Genomic DNA, 14420 nt, shown 5'->3' on the forward strand with positions numbered 1-14420 from the left:
GGCATGGACTACCACTCGCTCAACGCGATGCTGAACCTCTACGGCGACGACGGACAGATCCAGTTCGACAAAGACCGTGAAGCGGCGCGCGAGTACTTCCTCCAGCACGTCAACCAGAACACCGTCTTCTTCCACTCGCTGAAGGAACGGCTCGACTACCTCGTCGAGAAGGAGTACTACGAGCAGGCCGTGCTCGACCAGTACTCGTTCGAGTTCATCACCGAGCTCAACGACCTGGCGTACTCGAAGAAGTTCCGCTTCGAGACGTTCCTCGGCGCGTTCAAGTACTACACGAGCTACACGCTCAAGACGTTCGACGGCAAGCGCTACCTCGAGCGCTTCGAAGACCGCGTCGTCATGACGGCCCTCGGCCTCGCCCAGGGCGACGAGAAGCTCGCCGTCAACCTCGTCGAGGAGATCATCGGCGGCCGCTTCCAGCCGGCCACGCCCACCTTCCTCAACACGGGCAAGGCGCAGCGAGGCGAGCTCGTCTCCTGCTTCCTGCTGCGCATCGAAGACAACATGGAGTCGATCTCGCGCGGCATCAACTCCGCCCTGCAGCTCTCCAAGCGCGGCGGCGGCGTGGCGCTCTCGCTCAGCAACATCCGCGAGGCCGGCGCCCCGATCAAGCAGATCGAGAACCAGTCCTCGGGCATCATCCCCGTGATGAAGCTCCTCGAAGACAGCTTCAGCTACGCCAACCAGCTCGGTGCCCGCCAGGGCGCCGGCGCGGTGTACCTCAGCGCGCATCACCCCGACATCATGAAGTTCCTCGACACCAAGCGCGAGAACGCCGACGAGAAGATCCGCATCAAGACGCTGTCGCTCGGCGTCGTCGTGCCCGACATCACGTTCGAGCTCGCCAAGAACGGCGAGGACATGTACCTCTTCTCGCCGTACGACGTCGAGCGCGTCTACGGCAAGCCGTTCGGCGACATCTCGGTCACCGAGAAGTACCGCGAGATGGTCGACGACCCGCGCATCAAGAAGACCAAGATCAACGCGCGTGAGTTCTTCCAGACGCTCGCCGAGATCCAGTTCGAGAGCGGCTACCCCTACATCGTGTTCGAGGACACGGTGAACAAGGCGAACCCGATCAAGGGCCGCATCAACATGTCGAACCTCTGCAGCGAGATCCTGCAGGTGAACACGCCGACCACGTACAACGAAGACCTGTCCTACAACGAGATCGGCAAGGACATCAGCTGCAACCTCGGTTCGCTGAACATCGCCCTCACCATGGACTCGCCCGACTTCGGCAAGACGGTCGACACCGCCATCCGCGGCCTCACCGCCGTTTCGAACATGAGCCACATCACGTCGGTGCGCTCGATCGAAGACGGCAACGACAAGTCGCATGCCATCGGCCTCGGCCAGATGAACCTGCACGGCTACCTCGCCCGCGAGCGCATCTTCTACGGCAGCGAAGAGGGCATCGACTTCACGAACATCTACTTCTACACGGTGCTCTTCCACGCCCTGCGCGCGTCGAACGCCATCGCGCAGGAGCGGGGCGAGACCTTCGACGGGTTCGCCGAGTCCAAGTACGCGTCGGGCGAGTTCTTCGACAAGTACACGGATGCCGCCTGGGTGCCCGCGACCGCCAAGGTCACGCAGCTCTTCGCCGACTCCAACGTGCACATCCCGACGCAGGAAGACTGGAAGGCGCTGAAGGCGTCCGTGCAGGAGCACGGCATCTACAACCAGAACCTGCAGGCGGTGCCGCCCACCGGGTCGATCTCGTACATCAACAACTCGACGGCCTCGATCCACCCGATCGCGTCGAAGATCGAGATCCGCAAGGAAGGCAAGCTCGGTCGCGTCTACTACCCGGCGGCGTTCATGACGAACGACAACCTGGAGTACTACCAGGACGCCTACGAGATCGGCTACGAGAAGGTCATCGACACCTACGCCGCGGCGACGCAGCACGTCGACCAGGGCCTCTCGCTCACGCTGTTCTTCAAGGACACCGCGACCACGCGCGACATCAACAAGGCGCAGATCTACGCATGGAAGAAGGGGATCAAGACGATCTACTACATCCGCCTGCGGCAGATGGCGCTCGAGGGCACCGAGCTCGAGATGTGCGTCAGCTGCGCGCTCTGACGCCGGTCGAGTAGGCGCGCCAGCGCCGTATCGAGACCCGCCCCGCGACATCCGTCATCTGAGAGAAGCCGAGAACATGACCCCTCCCGAGAAGCTCAAGCTCGTCGACCACGTGCAGGCCATCAACTGGAACAAGATCCAGGACGACAAGGACCTCGAGGTCTGGAACCGCCTGGTGAACAACTTCTGGCTGCCCGAGAAGGTGCCGCTGTCGAACGACATCCAGTCGTGGAATACGCTCACGCCCGAAGAGCAGACGCTCACGATGCGCGTGTTCACGGGGTTGACCCTGCTCGACACGATCCAGGGCACCGTCGGCGCGGTCTCGCTCATCCCCGACGCGATCACGCCGCACGAAGAGGCCGTCTACACGAACATCGCGTTCATGGAGTCGGTGCATGCGAAGAGCTACTCGTCGATCTTCTCGACGTTGTGCTCGACGAAGGACATCGACGACGCGTTCCGCTGGTCGGTCGAGAACGAGAACCTCCAGAAGAAGGCCTCGATCGTCATGGAGTACTACCAGGGCGATTCGCCGCTGAAGCGCAAGGTCGCCTCGACGCTGCTCGAGAGCTTCCTCTTCTACTCGGGCTTCTACCTGCCGATGTACTGGTCGTCGCGGGCGAAGCTCACCAACACGGCCGACCTCATCCGCCTCATCATCCGCGACGAGGCCGTGCATGGGTACTACATCGGCTACAAGTTCCAGAAGGGTCTCGAGAAGGCCACGCAGGCCGAGCGCGACGAGCTGAAGGACTACACGTTCTCGCTGCTCTACGAGCTCTACGACAACGAGGTGCAGTACACGCAGGACCTCTATGACGGCGTCGGCCTGACCGAAGACGTCAAGAAGTTCCTGCACTACAACGCCAACAAGGCCCTCATGAACCTCGGCTACGAGGCGATGTTCCCGAAGACCGTCACCGACGTGAACCCGGCGATCCTCTCGGCTCTGTCACCGAACGCCGACGAGAACCACGACTTCTTCTCGGGGTCGGGTTCGTCGTACGTCATCGGCAAGGCCGTCTCGACCGAAGACGAGGACTGGGACTTCTAGTTGTGAGCGCTCGCGAGAGTTGATCCGACGTGGCATCCGAGTTGATCCAGTTCACACCTCTTGATCCTTCAGGAGGGTGTTGATCCAGGGAAACACGTGGGATCCACGTCGGAATTCGCGCGATCGCGGAGAAGGCTCAAGGAGATGAGAGCAGGATCCCCTGAGCCTCACCAGCCGTCGATGTGCAGGACGTCGTCCAGCGGCGCACGATGGGCGGGTCGGAAGTCCGTTCCAACGGTGTACGCGACGGGCAGCAGCACGCCTTGGCGCACGGTCGGCGGGATCCCGAGGAGCTCTGCGATCTCGCGCTCGTACGCGAGATGCAGGGTCGTCCAGGCGCTGCCGAGGCCCCGTGCCCGCAGCGCGAGCTGCAGACTCCAGGCAGCAGGGAGAAGTGACCCCCACAGGCCGGCCTGACTTCCGGGCTCGAACTCCTCGGCGCCCGTGAAGATCGCGCCGATCACCAGGACCGGGACCTCGCCCATGTGCTCGGCCAGGTAATCGGCGCTCGATGAAACCCGCTGTTGCAGTGCCTGGCGCGTCGGGTCGGCGTGGGTCCGGGCACCCGACGCGCGATACCGCGCGAACGATCGCGCGTACAGGCCGGCGATGGCCTGGCGCTTCTCCGGATCGGTGACGACGATCCAGTGCCAGGTCTGGGCGTTGCCCCCGGTCGGCGCCTGAAGCGCGACCTCGAGCGCTTCTCGGACGACGTCGATTGGGACGGGTCGTTCGAGGTCGAGCCGTCGCCGCACTGAGCGGGTCGTCGTCAGCAGTTCGTCGGGGCTCAATGGGAGTACGCCGCTCATAGCCCGACACTATCGGGCGTTCGGAATCCCTCGGCGCTCCTTGGCCTCCCAGCGCGGTAGGCCGGTGTCGAAGGGAGCGAGTTCCCTTGTGGCGGCCCAGTTGTTCACGGTAACATTCGGAGCGAAGTCGCGGTTTATCGATCTACCGTGCAACGCGAGGGTTGGCGCCCGCGCTTCGGCTTGATCAAGGAGGATCAGTGTCGCCTACGACGTGCCCGTCGATATCGGTTTGTCATCCATCTCACGCCCGCCATCCGTTCGCGACCGGCCGACCGGCACTTGATGCCGACACCGTGAGCAATGGCCGTCTGTCCGAGGACGGCACTTCGGCGGCCTCCAAGTAGAGCAGGCTCCCGAGCGGTTGCGGCGAATTCGACCCCGCCGCGCCCGTCCAGGGATCCGTCGCGCCCAGAACCCCGAGTGAGGTCCGCGAGAGGACCCTCGGCACGCGTGACGGTCAGCAGGATAGCTGGGGTCGATCTCGTCAAGAGGGGGAGTAGTTCAATGTTCGAACGATCCACAAGAAGAGCAGGTTGGCGACACCGATTGCTCGGAATCATGGCCGCGGCTGCGGTCGCCGGCGGGTCCCTCTTGGCGATCTCGCCACCGGCACCCGCCGAGGCGCTCGACAACGGCCTGGCGGACACGCCGCCGATGGGATGGAACAGCTGGAACCAGTTCTACTGCAACGGGGGAAACGGTCTCACGGCCGCCGCGCTCATGAACGTGGCGGACGAGATCGTCGAGAAGGGATTGCAAGAGGTCGGATACGAGTACGTCGTGCTCGATGACTGTTTCCAGAACGGACGCGATGCGAACGGCGTCCTGAAGGTCGACCCGACCCGCTTCCCGAACGGTATCAAGCCGGTCGCTGACTACGTGCATTCGAAGGGGCTGAAGTTCGGCATCTACAGTGTCCCCGGGACGAAGACCTGTGCGAACCTCTACAACGGATACACGCCGAACATCGGGTCGTATGGACACGAGCAGATCGACGCCGAGACGTTCGCGGCCTGGGGGGTCGACTACCTGAAGTACGACTGGTGCTACCCCGACGGAAGTCTCAACCTGACCAAGCAGCAGGCCTTCTCGAAGATGCGCGATGAGCTCGCCAAGGTGGACCGGGACATCGTCTACGCGATCTCCGAATACGGCGACAGCGCGCCGTGGACGTGGGCCGAACCCATCGCCAACCTCTGGCGAACCACCGGTGACATCGCGCCCAACTGGGGATCCATCACGAGCATCATCGACCGGCAGGCGGAACTCCATCCGTACTCGGGTCCGGGACACTGGAACGACCCCGACATGCTCCAGTTCAGCAACGGGTCGCTCACGTACGCCCAGAACAAGAGCCATCTGGCGATGTGGTCGATGCTCGCCGCACCGCTCTTCCTCGGGACGGACGTCGGCGCGCTCAGCGACGCCGAGGTTGCTTTGCTCACCAACAAGGAGTTGGTCGACATCGACCAGGACCCCCTGGGCGAGCAGGCACGCCGGATCAGCAACGGCGACGGTCTTCAAGTGTGGACCCGCGAACTCGCTGACGGCGACCTCGCGGTGGCCCTCCTGAATACGACCGGTTCGAGCGCCACGATCTCGACCTCCCTCGCCGCCCTGGGGGCGCAGGACGACGTCTACGTGGTGCGCGACGTGTGGTCGCACTCCGACCTGTACAACACCGCTGCGGCGATCTCGGCGACGTTGCCCGCATACGAAACCGCCGTGTACCGGCTCTCCGCGGGCATGGACGAACATCTCCCCGGTGTCGTCGGCGCGTCGGGTTCAGGGCGAGTCGAACAATCCGGGAGTACGACGGTTCCCGTCACGGTGCACAACCTCCTCGAGGTGCCCCTCGTCGGCTCGCGACTCGAGATCGGTACCGCTGGCGGAGTCACCGCCGCATCACCGGTCAGCGTTCCGGAGATTGCCGCCGGTGGCTCGGCGACCGTGACGGTCGATATCGAGGCGGGCGCGACCGCGACAATCGGAGATGTGTCCTTGCCGGCGCAGATCGTGTGGGAAGGCGGTTCGGAACCGGCATCGGTGGTCGTCAAGGTCACGCCGAGTGCTCCAACCGGCGAAACCTATCTCAGCGACCTCCCGTGGCTCGCGACGACGAACGGATGGACCGGGACCCCGCGCCGCGACTTCAGTCAGGACGACCACCCGCTCACGGTCGACGGAACGGTCTATCCGAAGGGAATCGGATCGAACGCGGTCTCGACCGTCGACGTCTGGTTGGGCGGGAACTGCACCGTCCTGTCTGGCGCGCTCGGGGTGGACGATGAGACCAACAACGGCAATACGACCCTCAAGCCGTCCATCAGCGGTTCGGTGACCGGGGACGGGTCGACGCTCTGGAGCAACTCCAGCGTCATCCGTTACAAGCAGAAGGAAGCGTTCACCATCGACGTCACCGGCGTGGACCGCCTTCGGCTCACCGCGGATATCGGCGGCGACACGAATGCCTACGACCATGCGGATTGGCTCACGATGAGCTTGTCGTGCGCGGACATCGAGGACCCTGCGCTGAGTTCGGCGGTCTCGGTCGAGACTCGCTGCGTTGCCGGGAAGGGCGTACTCGCGGTGCGCATCGACAACGAGAACGACGTGCCCGTGGACATCAGCATCGACACCGACTACGGAACCAAGTCCTTCGCCGACATCGCATCGGGGAAGTCGGGGTTCCAGGTGTTCTCGACGCGGCAAGCCACGGTCTCGGGCGGCAACGTCTCAATCGTGCTCAGCGCTGAGATGAACGGTCGCACGGTCACGACCGAAGAGGAGGTCCCATACTCCGGAAAGTCCTGCTGACGTCAGCGGCTGCGGTCGGGTCCCACCGGGCCCGACCGCAGGGGCCCGGCGAACGACGGGTGATCGGTTCATGGGCCGAGCGCCGTCAGTTCGCCTTCGTGCCCGGCCGGGGCCCGAGCGTGGACTCGCGTTCGATGAGCGTTGCGGGGTGCACGATGACTCGGCGTTCGAGATCACCGCGCGGATGCGTCATCCGGCTCATGAGCAGATCGACGATGGCGTCGGCGCGTGCCTCGTTCGCGGGCTCGATCGTCGTGAGCCTCGGCACGCTGTAACGGCCGGCCCGCATGTTGTCGAAGCCGACCACCTGCACGTCGTCGGGCACTCGAACCCCGGCATCCGCGAGCGCCCGGAGTGCACCGAGGGCGACTGAATCGGTCATGGCGAACACCCCGTCGAAAGCGCGACCCTGTTCGAGAAGGCGGCTGGTGGCTTCGTAGCCGGCCTCCATTCCGAAGGTCGAGGGGACGATCAGGGCTCTGTCGACGTCGAAGCCGACCGTCGCGTGCGCGTCGAGGTAGCCACGGGTTCGGAGCGCCGGCATGGACTCCTCGTCGGAGTCGATTCCGCCGAGCGCGACGATCCGGTGCGCACCGCGCTGAAGCAGGAACTCCGTCGCGCGACAGCCGCCCGCGATGTTGTCCATCACCACGTGGTCGAATTGGCTGGAGAGCGCGCGTTCACCGAGGAGCACGACGGGCGTATCGGTGTCGATCTGCACGAGGTGGTCGGTGTCGCCGGCCGCCAGAGCGAGGACGAAGCCGTCATACGAATCCAGGCGTGACGACGCGAGAGACTGCATCTCGGCTCCGACCGCGCCACCGGTGGTCTCGATGACGAGCCGCAATCCACGCTCCAGGAACCGGTCGCTGAGCGCTTCGGCGAGGGCTCCGTAGTACTCGGAGTCGAGGGTCGGGATGCCGAGTCCAACGGTGCCGGTGCGCCCTCGGCGAAGGGAGCGTGCCGATTGATTCACGCGATAGCCAAGGGCTGTGATGGACTCGATGACGCGGAGCCGAGTGTCTTCGCTCACCCGACCGGACCGCCCGTTCACGACATTGGAGACGGTCTGTGGTGAGACCGCTGCGCGCCGAGCGACGTCCTGCATCGTGACATTCGATCGGTGCGTGCCCGCCATCCCCTCATCATTTCACCTGCGAGGGCAGCCGGCCGATTGAGATGGTGCCGACGGACGGCGAACGAAGAGGTCAGCGCCTCCGGGCCAGCGACGGTTCGACTCGACTCGCTGCGATTGGGCCTTGTACGCGTCCGACTGTTCCCGGTAACATTCACAGCGGGTTGAAGGTTTATCGATCTACTGATCGCGAACCACCACCTCTCTCGAGCGCCACGCGATCGGATGCCGACGCGTCGCCCTGTGTATTGATCAAGGAGGATCAATGTCCGTCGGACGACCATCGCCTACGCACATGTCTCGCAGAAAGGGCATGCTGAGATTCGTCTCACTCGCCGCAACCGGCCTCCTGGCCAGTGTCGGCCTCTTCGCGACGACCGCCGTCGCGCAGGCCACGGAGGAATGGAACCCCGACTCGTCGTACACGACGACCGATAAGGGCGACGGGACGTATACCGTCCCCCTGCTCAACGCCGACGTCCCCGATGTGAGCGTCGAACGCGTACCCGCGTCGGAGAACGACGAGGGGCGCGACCTCTACTACATGATCAGCACCACGATGCAGCTCAGCCCTGGGGCGCCCATCATGAAGTCGTACGATCTCGTCAACTGGGAGATCGTCAACTACGCGTTCGACCGCCTCGACATCGGCGATGCGTTCTCACTGCGCAATGGATCCAACTCCTATGGGCAAGGGCAATGGGCGTCCTCGCTGCGCTACCACGACGGCACGTTCTACGTCCTGATCAATTCACTGAACCTGGGCGGCGCGTACATCTACCGCACCGATGACATCGAGGACGGCGCATGGACGCGGACGGCGCTCGGCCGCAGCCTCCACGACCCCTCGCTGTTCTTCGACGACGCGAACGGGGGCGTCCCGTACATCATCTACGGCGGCGTCAGCGCAGTGCGGCTGAACTCGACGCTGACGGCGATCGAGCAGGACTTCCCGAACTTCATCCAGCGCAGTGACTTCGCGAGCCAGCCGTACGTCGGCAGCAGCGGACTCTTCGAGGGCGCCCAGGCGTTCTACATCGACGGCTACTACTACGTCGTGATGATCACCTGGCCGAGCAGCGGCCGACAGGTCGCCATGTTCCGCTCGACCGAGCTGCTCGGACGGCTCGCGAACTCTCCTGCCCCATACGAGTCTCGAGGCGCGCTGAATTCGAACGGGTTCGCGCAGGGAAGCCTCGTACCGATCGCGAACGATGAGGGCGAGGACGACTGGTACGGGTTCTTCTTCCGCGACAACTTCCCGATCGGACGTACTCCGGCCCTGATCCCGGCGACGTGGAGCGACGGGTGGCCCACGTTCGGAAACAACGGCGTGGTTCCGGTCAATGGTGCCTTCGAGAAGCCGATCAGCCTCACCCCTGAGCAGGAGCGTTTCGAGCGACTCAAGAGCATCGTCGGGTCCGACGACTTCGACAACGACGCGCCGCACCGGTCCTACCAGGACGAGCAGTGGACGATCCCGACCCCGCCCGACCTGGACGAGTCGCTGATCGGCGTCGAGCTTCTCGACAATCCCGGTCTCGAGTCCGGAGGCACCGGGGGGTGGAGCGTCAATGACACCGCGACGCTCTCGACCAGCACGGACGCCCACACCGGAACCTCGGCCGTCGCGGTCAGCGGACGAGTGACCACCGGTTCGGGTCCCGCGCAGAATGTGACCGGCAAGGTGCAGCACGGGGTCACGTACGACGTCTCGGCATGGGTGAAGTACGACAACCCCGCAAGCCCGGCGACCAAGCAGTTCTACCTCACCGCGCGCTACGGCGGCAGCAGCACCACCTACACGAACCTCTCGCCCGCGACCAACCTCACCCGGGGAACCTGGGGGAAGGTGTCGGGGTCGTTCACGGTTCCGGCCTCGCAGGCGCTCTCGGACGTGCGCATCTTCATCGAGACACCCTGGACGAGTACGCCCTCCACGGCCCCCGACACGCATCTCATGGGCTTCACGGTCGACGATGCGTCACTCGTCGGGCGCCCGGTCACCACCGAAGTCGCGCAGGCGGAGGAAGTCGCGCCGAACGGGTCGAACCTCGACCTGGTCTGGGAGTGGAACCACGCGCCCGACAACCGGTACTGGTCGCTCACCGACCGGGACGGGTGGTTGAGGATGACGACCGGCAAGGTCGTGACCGGCGCGTATGCGCACCGCAGCTCGGGCGGGGAGCTCACGTGGCTCGAGGAGGCGCGCAACACCCTGTCGCAGCGCACCTTCGGGCCGCGCGAATCGGTGGAGACGAAGCTCGACATCTCGGGGATGAAGGACGGCGATGTCGCCGGCCTCGCCGCCTACAACCGCGACTTCTCGTACGTCGCCGTGAAACGCGTCGCCGGGGTGAACACGGTGGGCGTCGTCCATCGCGGCCAGCCGTTCGCATCCTCGATCGACCAGGCGGCGATCGAGGGCTTCCTCCCGGGTCGTTCTGCGACGCTCGGTGCGGCATCGGAGGTCCACCTCAAGGCCGATCTCGACTTCGCCAGGACGTCGGGTCAACTCTTCACGACCTTCTACTTCAGCCTCGACGGCCTGACGTGGACGCAGCTCGGAGATGCGGTCGGGCCGCTGCGGCTCGACGGAGGACTCACGCACTTCATGGGGCATCGCGTCGGACTGTTCGACTACGCCACCCAGCAGGCAGGCGGCCATGTCGACTTCGACCGCTTCCTCCTGAGCGATACGTTGACGTCGCAGAACCAGCCGCTCGACGAGAGCGACCTGGATGCGGCCATCGCCCACGCGGGCACGCTCGACCAGGGCGACTACCCGGCCGAGGCGTGGACGTCGATGCGCACTGCGCTCGCCGATGCGCAAGCCGCGAAGGCTGCAGAGCTGGGGACCCAGAACCAGATCGACGCACCCGAGCGGGCACTCAGTTACCAGCTCGCCCGTCTGGGCGTGCTGGAGGCGGCGACTCCATCGCTGGATGTCGACGTGACGGCCGGAACGCGCTGCGTGGCGGGCAAGGCGCTGGTCACGATCCAGGCGACGAACAATGAAGCGGTGCCGGTCGCGATCGAGTTCGAGTCGGCGTTCGGAACCAAGACGTTCGCATCGGTGCTCCCCGGCAAGAACGCGGTGCATGCCTTCACGACCCGGCAGGCGAGCATTCCCGCCGGTGCCGTATCCGCCGAGGTCTCGGCTGCGCCCGACGGCGAGCCGGTGACGGTGGAGGCGGATGCCGCCTACGCGGCGCACGCCTGCAATTGACCTGGGCGGGTGGGCCCCGAGTGACGGGGACCCACCCGCTCGGAACCCGGTCTCGAGAACGGCTCGCGACCGGTGCTCCAACCGCTCCACGACACATCAATCAAGGAGGATTCGTGGAACTGCAACAACAACGGCGGCGACGCGTGCCGAGGCGGACCCTGGCAGGTCTGGCTCTGGCGGCGCTGATGACCGCATCATTCGCTGCGACGACATCGTACGCCGCCGAGGAGGAATTGATCCTCAACGGCGGCTTCGAGAACGGGACGGCCAGCTGGTTCGTCAACAACGGCAACGGCACGGACGGCGGCACGCTCGCCACGACGACCGATGCGTATTCGGGTGCGAATGCGGCCATCGTGACCGGTCGCACGACGACTGGGTCGGGTCCGATGCAGGACCTGACCGGCAAGGTCAGCGCGGGGCAGACCTATGCCCTCAAGGCGCGGATCAAGTACGAGAACGCCAACGGGCCCGCGACGAAGCAGTTCTTCGCAACCATGCACTACGGCGGATCGACGTACACGAACCTCGTCAACGTGACGGCGACGAAGGGGCAGTGGGCGTACTTCAACGGCACGTTCACCATCCCGGCGGGACAGAGCGTCTCGACCGCGCGCCTCTTCTTCGAGACGCCGTGGACCCAGACGCCGTCGACGGCTCCCGACACGCACCTCATGGACTTCAAGCTCGACGACGTCTCGGTGATCGGTGCTCCGCCGCCCGCCGCGCCGTCGAAGACCATCGAGGTCGTCGGCAAGCTCCCCGGTGAGCACAACCCGCTCCTCGGGCACAAGTTCGGGGCCGACGGATTCGGTTTCGCGGACAACGGCCGTGTGTACATGTACATGACGAACGACACCCAGGGCTACGCGCCAGACCCCGTGACCGGAATCTCGGCGGGGATCAACTACGGCTCCATCAACCAGGTGACGTTGATCTCCTCGACGGACCTCGTGAACTGGACCGACCACGGCGAGATCCAGGTCGCCGGTCCGAACGGAGTCGCGCCGTTCACCGGCAACTCGTGGGCGCCCGGCATGGCCAAGAAGGTCGTCAACGGCGTGGAGAAGTACTTCCTGTACTACGCCAACGGCGGTGGCTCGAGCAACGTGATCACGGGCGACAGCCCGATCGGACCCTGGACCAGCGAGCGCACGAGCACGCTGATCAACGGCAGCACGCCCGGAGCGCAGGGGGTCTCCTGGCTCTTCGACCCCGCTCCGTTCGTCGACGACGACGGCGAGGAGTACCTCTTCTTCGGCGGCGGGCCGGCTTCGACGAGCATGCCGGCGGCTGAACGCTTCAACAACCCGAAGAACATCCGCGTCATCGAGCTCGGCGACGACATGGTCTCCACGGAGGGGACGGCCGCCGTGGTCGACGCGCCGGTCGCGTTCGAGGCATCGCAGGTGTTCAAGCGAGGCGACAAGTACTACCTGTCGTACTCCTCGCACTTCGGCGGCTCCGACTTCGGCGGCAACCAGACGCCGCTGGCGGGGTACCCCGGTGGCGGCCAGATCGGCTACATGATGTCGGAGGACCCGATGTCCTGGCCGAAGGAGGCGTACGCCGGCGTGATGTTCCCGAACCAGTCGCAGTTCTTCGGAGCGGGAACCGGCGGTAACAACCACCAGTCGGTGTTCGAGTACGAGGGCAAGTACTACTTCACGTACCACGCGCCGACGCTGAACAAGCGCATCAACGGCAACACCACGCAGGGCTACCGCAGCCCGCACATCGAGGAGTTGACCTTCAAGGAGGACGGGACCGTCAACCAGGTCGTCGGAACCTACGCGGGTGTCGACCAGGTGCGGGACTTCGATCCGTACCGGGTCTTCGAGGCCGAGACGCTCGGGTGGACGAAGGGAATCGCCACGGCGAAGGTCGCGGGGGGTTCCGCGGAATTCGGTTCCACCGCTCCGAACCTCGTGGTGAAGGACGTCGACAACGGCGACTGGACCGGGCTCTCATCGGTCGCCTTCGGTGAGAACGGGGCTGCCACGGTGACGGCGAAGGTCAAGCCGCTTCAGGCCGGCGGAAAGATCCAGGTCCGCCTGGGTGCACCCGACGGTCCTGTCGCGGGCACGATCGAGGTCGACGGCGCGACCGGCGCATGGACCGAGGTGACCGCCGAGCTCGAGGGAGCGACGGGAAGCCAGGACGTGTACTTCGCGTACACCGGACCGAGCGGCGACCTCTTCGAGGTCGACACCATCGAGTTCGCGGAGGCCGACGCCGCACCATCGCTGGACGTCTCCGTCATCGCGGGCACGAGGTGCGTCGCCGGCAAGACGGTGGTCACGGCCCAAGCGACCAACAACGATGACGTGGCGATCTCGGTTGCCTTCGCGTCGTCCTTCGGCGCGAAGTCGTTCGCCTCGGTCGCCCCCGGCAAGAACGCGGTGCACGCGTTCACGACCCGGCTGGCGAACGTGCCGGCCTCGACGGTGACCGCCCACGTGTCCGGGTCGGTCGACGGTTCGCCGGTGTCGGTGGACGTGGAAGCACCGTATGACGCGAAGTCCTGCGGCTAGCTGACGACGGTGGCCCGTCGGGTTTCCCGCCGGGCCACCGTGACCCGATTGTGTGCCGACATGAGGTCGGCCTTGATTCGAAGGAGCATGGAGATGGAAAAGCGCAGGATGTTCGCCCGCTGTTCGGCCGCGGCGGTCGGTGCAGCATTGTTGGTGGGGATCGCGGGTGCCGCGATCGCCGATGAGTACGGTGATGCGGATGTCGACGTGAACGTCGCGATCAGCGAGCTGGACGAGCCGGGCGTGCTCGCCATGAGCGTGGCGGGGTCCTCGACGTCGTTGACGGAAGACGGGTCGACGGATACGGTCCGTCAGTTCACCGGGGCACTGCCGACGGTCACGGTGACCGACACGCGCACGGCGGAGGAGATCCCGGATGGGGCCTTCTGGTACGTGCTGGGTTCGTCGTCGGACTTCACCGGTGATGCCGGGCAGGCTGCGATCGACGCCGGGCACCTGGGCTGGGCGCCGTCGCTGATCGATGGCGGCGAATCCGGTCAGGTCTCCGCGGGCGACCAGGTCGACACGGTGCTGGATTCCGGTCCGAACGCCGTCGGCGTGGTGGACCAGGAGTTGCTCGCGATGGCCTTCGACTCCGAGGCCGTCGCGCCCGAAGGATCGTGGACGGCAACCGCGGACCTGTTCCTCCGCACTCCTGCCACTGTTGCCCCCGGCAACTACTCAGGAACGATCACCCTCTCGCTCTTCGAATAGCGAGGGCATGCCCGGG

The 14420-nt window shown here is 65.2% G+C and carries 8 protein-coding genes and 1 pseudogene; 6 read left to right on the top strand and 3 right to left on the bottom strand.

Annotation, left to right across the window (positions count from 1 at the left end; genetic code table 11):
* Window positions 1-3: 3 nt before the first annotated feature.
* Together nrdE and nrdF are read left to right on the top strand one after the other, a co-directional pair.
* A complete protein-coding gene (gene nrdE / locus ABIC29_RS02375) occupies window positions 4-2109 on the top strand; it encodes a class 1b ribonucleoside-diphosphate reductase subunit alpha (RefSeq protein ID WP_354244575.1) in 2106 nt (701 codons plus the stop codon).
* A gap of 76 nt (window positions 2110-2185) precedes the next feature.
* The gene (gene nrdF, locus ABIC29_RS02380) at window positions 2186-3166 is read left to right on the top strand and encodes a class 1b ribonucleoside-diphosphate reductase subunit beta (protein WP_055855039.1); all 981 of its coding nucleotides are present in this window, start codon (window positions 2186-2188) and stop codon (window positions 3164-3166) included.
* Window positions 3167-3333: 167 nt separating this feature from the next.
* On the opposite strand, the gene ABIC29_RS02385 is transcribed toward nrdF, so the two are convergent.
* Window positions 3334-3921, bottom strand: a complete 588-nt coding sequence (locus tag ABIC29_RS02385) for a nitroreductase family protein (RefSeq protein WP_354242365.1) — start codon at window positions 3919-3921, stop codon at window positions 3334-3336.
* A gap of 612 nt (window positions 3922-4533) precedes the next feature.
* Here ABIC29_RS02385 and ABIC29_RS02390 point away from each other — a divergent pair.
* The gene (locus ABIC29_RS02390) at window positions 4534-6792 is read left to right on the top strand and encodes an NPCBM/NEW2 domain-containing protein (protein ID WP_354242368.1); all 2259 of its coding nucleotides are present in this window, start codon (window positions 4534-4536) and stop codon (window positions 6790-6792) included.
* A gap of 85 nt (window positions 6793-6877) precedes the next feature.
* Here the strand turns inward: ABIC29_RS02390 and ABIC29_RS02395 are convergent, their stop codons facing one another.
* Entirely contained in the window at window positions 6878-7768 is an 891-nt protein-coding gene (locus ABIC29_RS02395) for a LacI family DNA-binding transcriptional regulator (RefSeq protein WP_354244577.1), read from the bottom strand.
* Window positions 7769-7774: 6 nt separating this feature from the next.
* Window positions 7775-7930: pseudogene (locus tag ABIC29_RS02400) on the bottom strand (LacI family DNA-binding transcriptional regulator); the annotation flags it as partial.
* Window positions 7931-8222: 292 nt separating this feature from the next.
* On the opposite strand from ABIC29_RS02400, the gene ABIC29_RS02405 reads away from it, so the two are divergent.
* The 3 genes from ABIC29_RS02405 (at window position 8223) to ABIC29_RS02415 (ending at window position 14404) form a co-directional block, all read left to right on the top strand.
* A complete protein-coding gene (locus ABIC29_RS02405; RefSeq protein ID WP_354242371.1) occupies window positions 8223-11156 on the top strand; it encodes a beta-xylosidase family glycoside hydrolase in 2934 nt (977 codons plus the stop codon).
* A 185-nt stretch (window positions 11157-11341) separates the two neighbouring features.
* Window positions 11342-13690, top strand: a complete 2349-nt coding sequence (locus ABIC29_RS02410; RefSeq protein WP_116080682.1) for a family 43 glycosylhydrolase — start codon at window positions 11342-11344, stop codon at window positions 13688-13690.
* Between the two features lie 87 nt (window positions 13691-13777).
* Complete coding sequence (locus ABIC29_RS02415) at window positions 13778-14404, top strand: hypothetical protein (protein WP_354242376.1); 627 nt, start codon at window positions 13778-13780, stop codon at window positions 14402-14404.
* The last annotated feature ends 16 nt before the right edge of the window (window positions 14405-14420 follow it).

Source organism: Agromyces sp. PvR057, from assembly GCF_040547485.1.
Lineage (GTDB): Bacteria > Actinomycetota > Actinomycetes > Actinomycetales > Microbacteriaceae > Agromyces.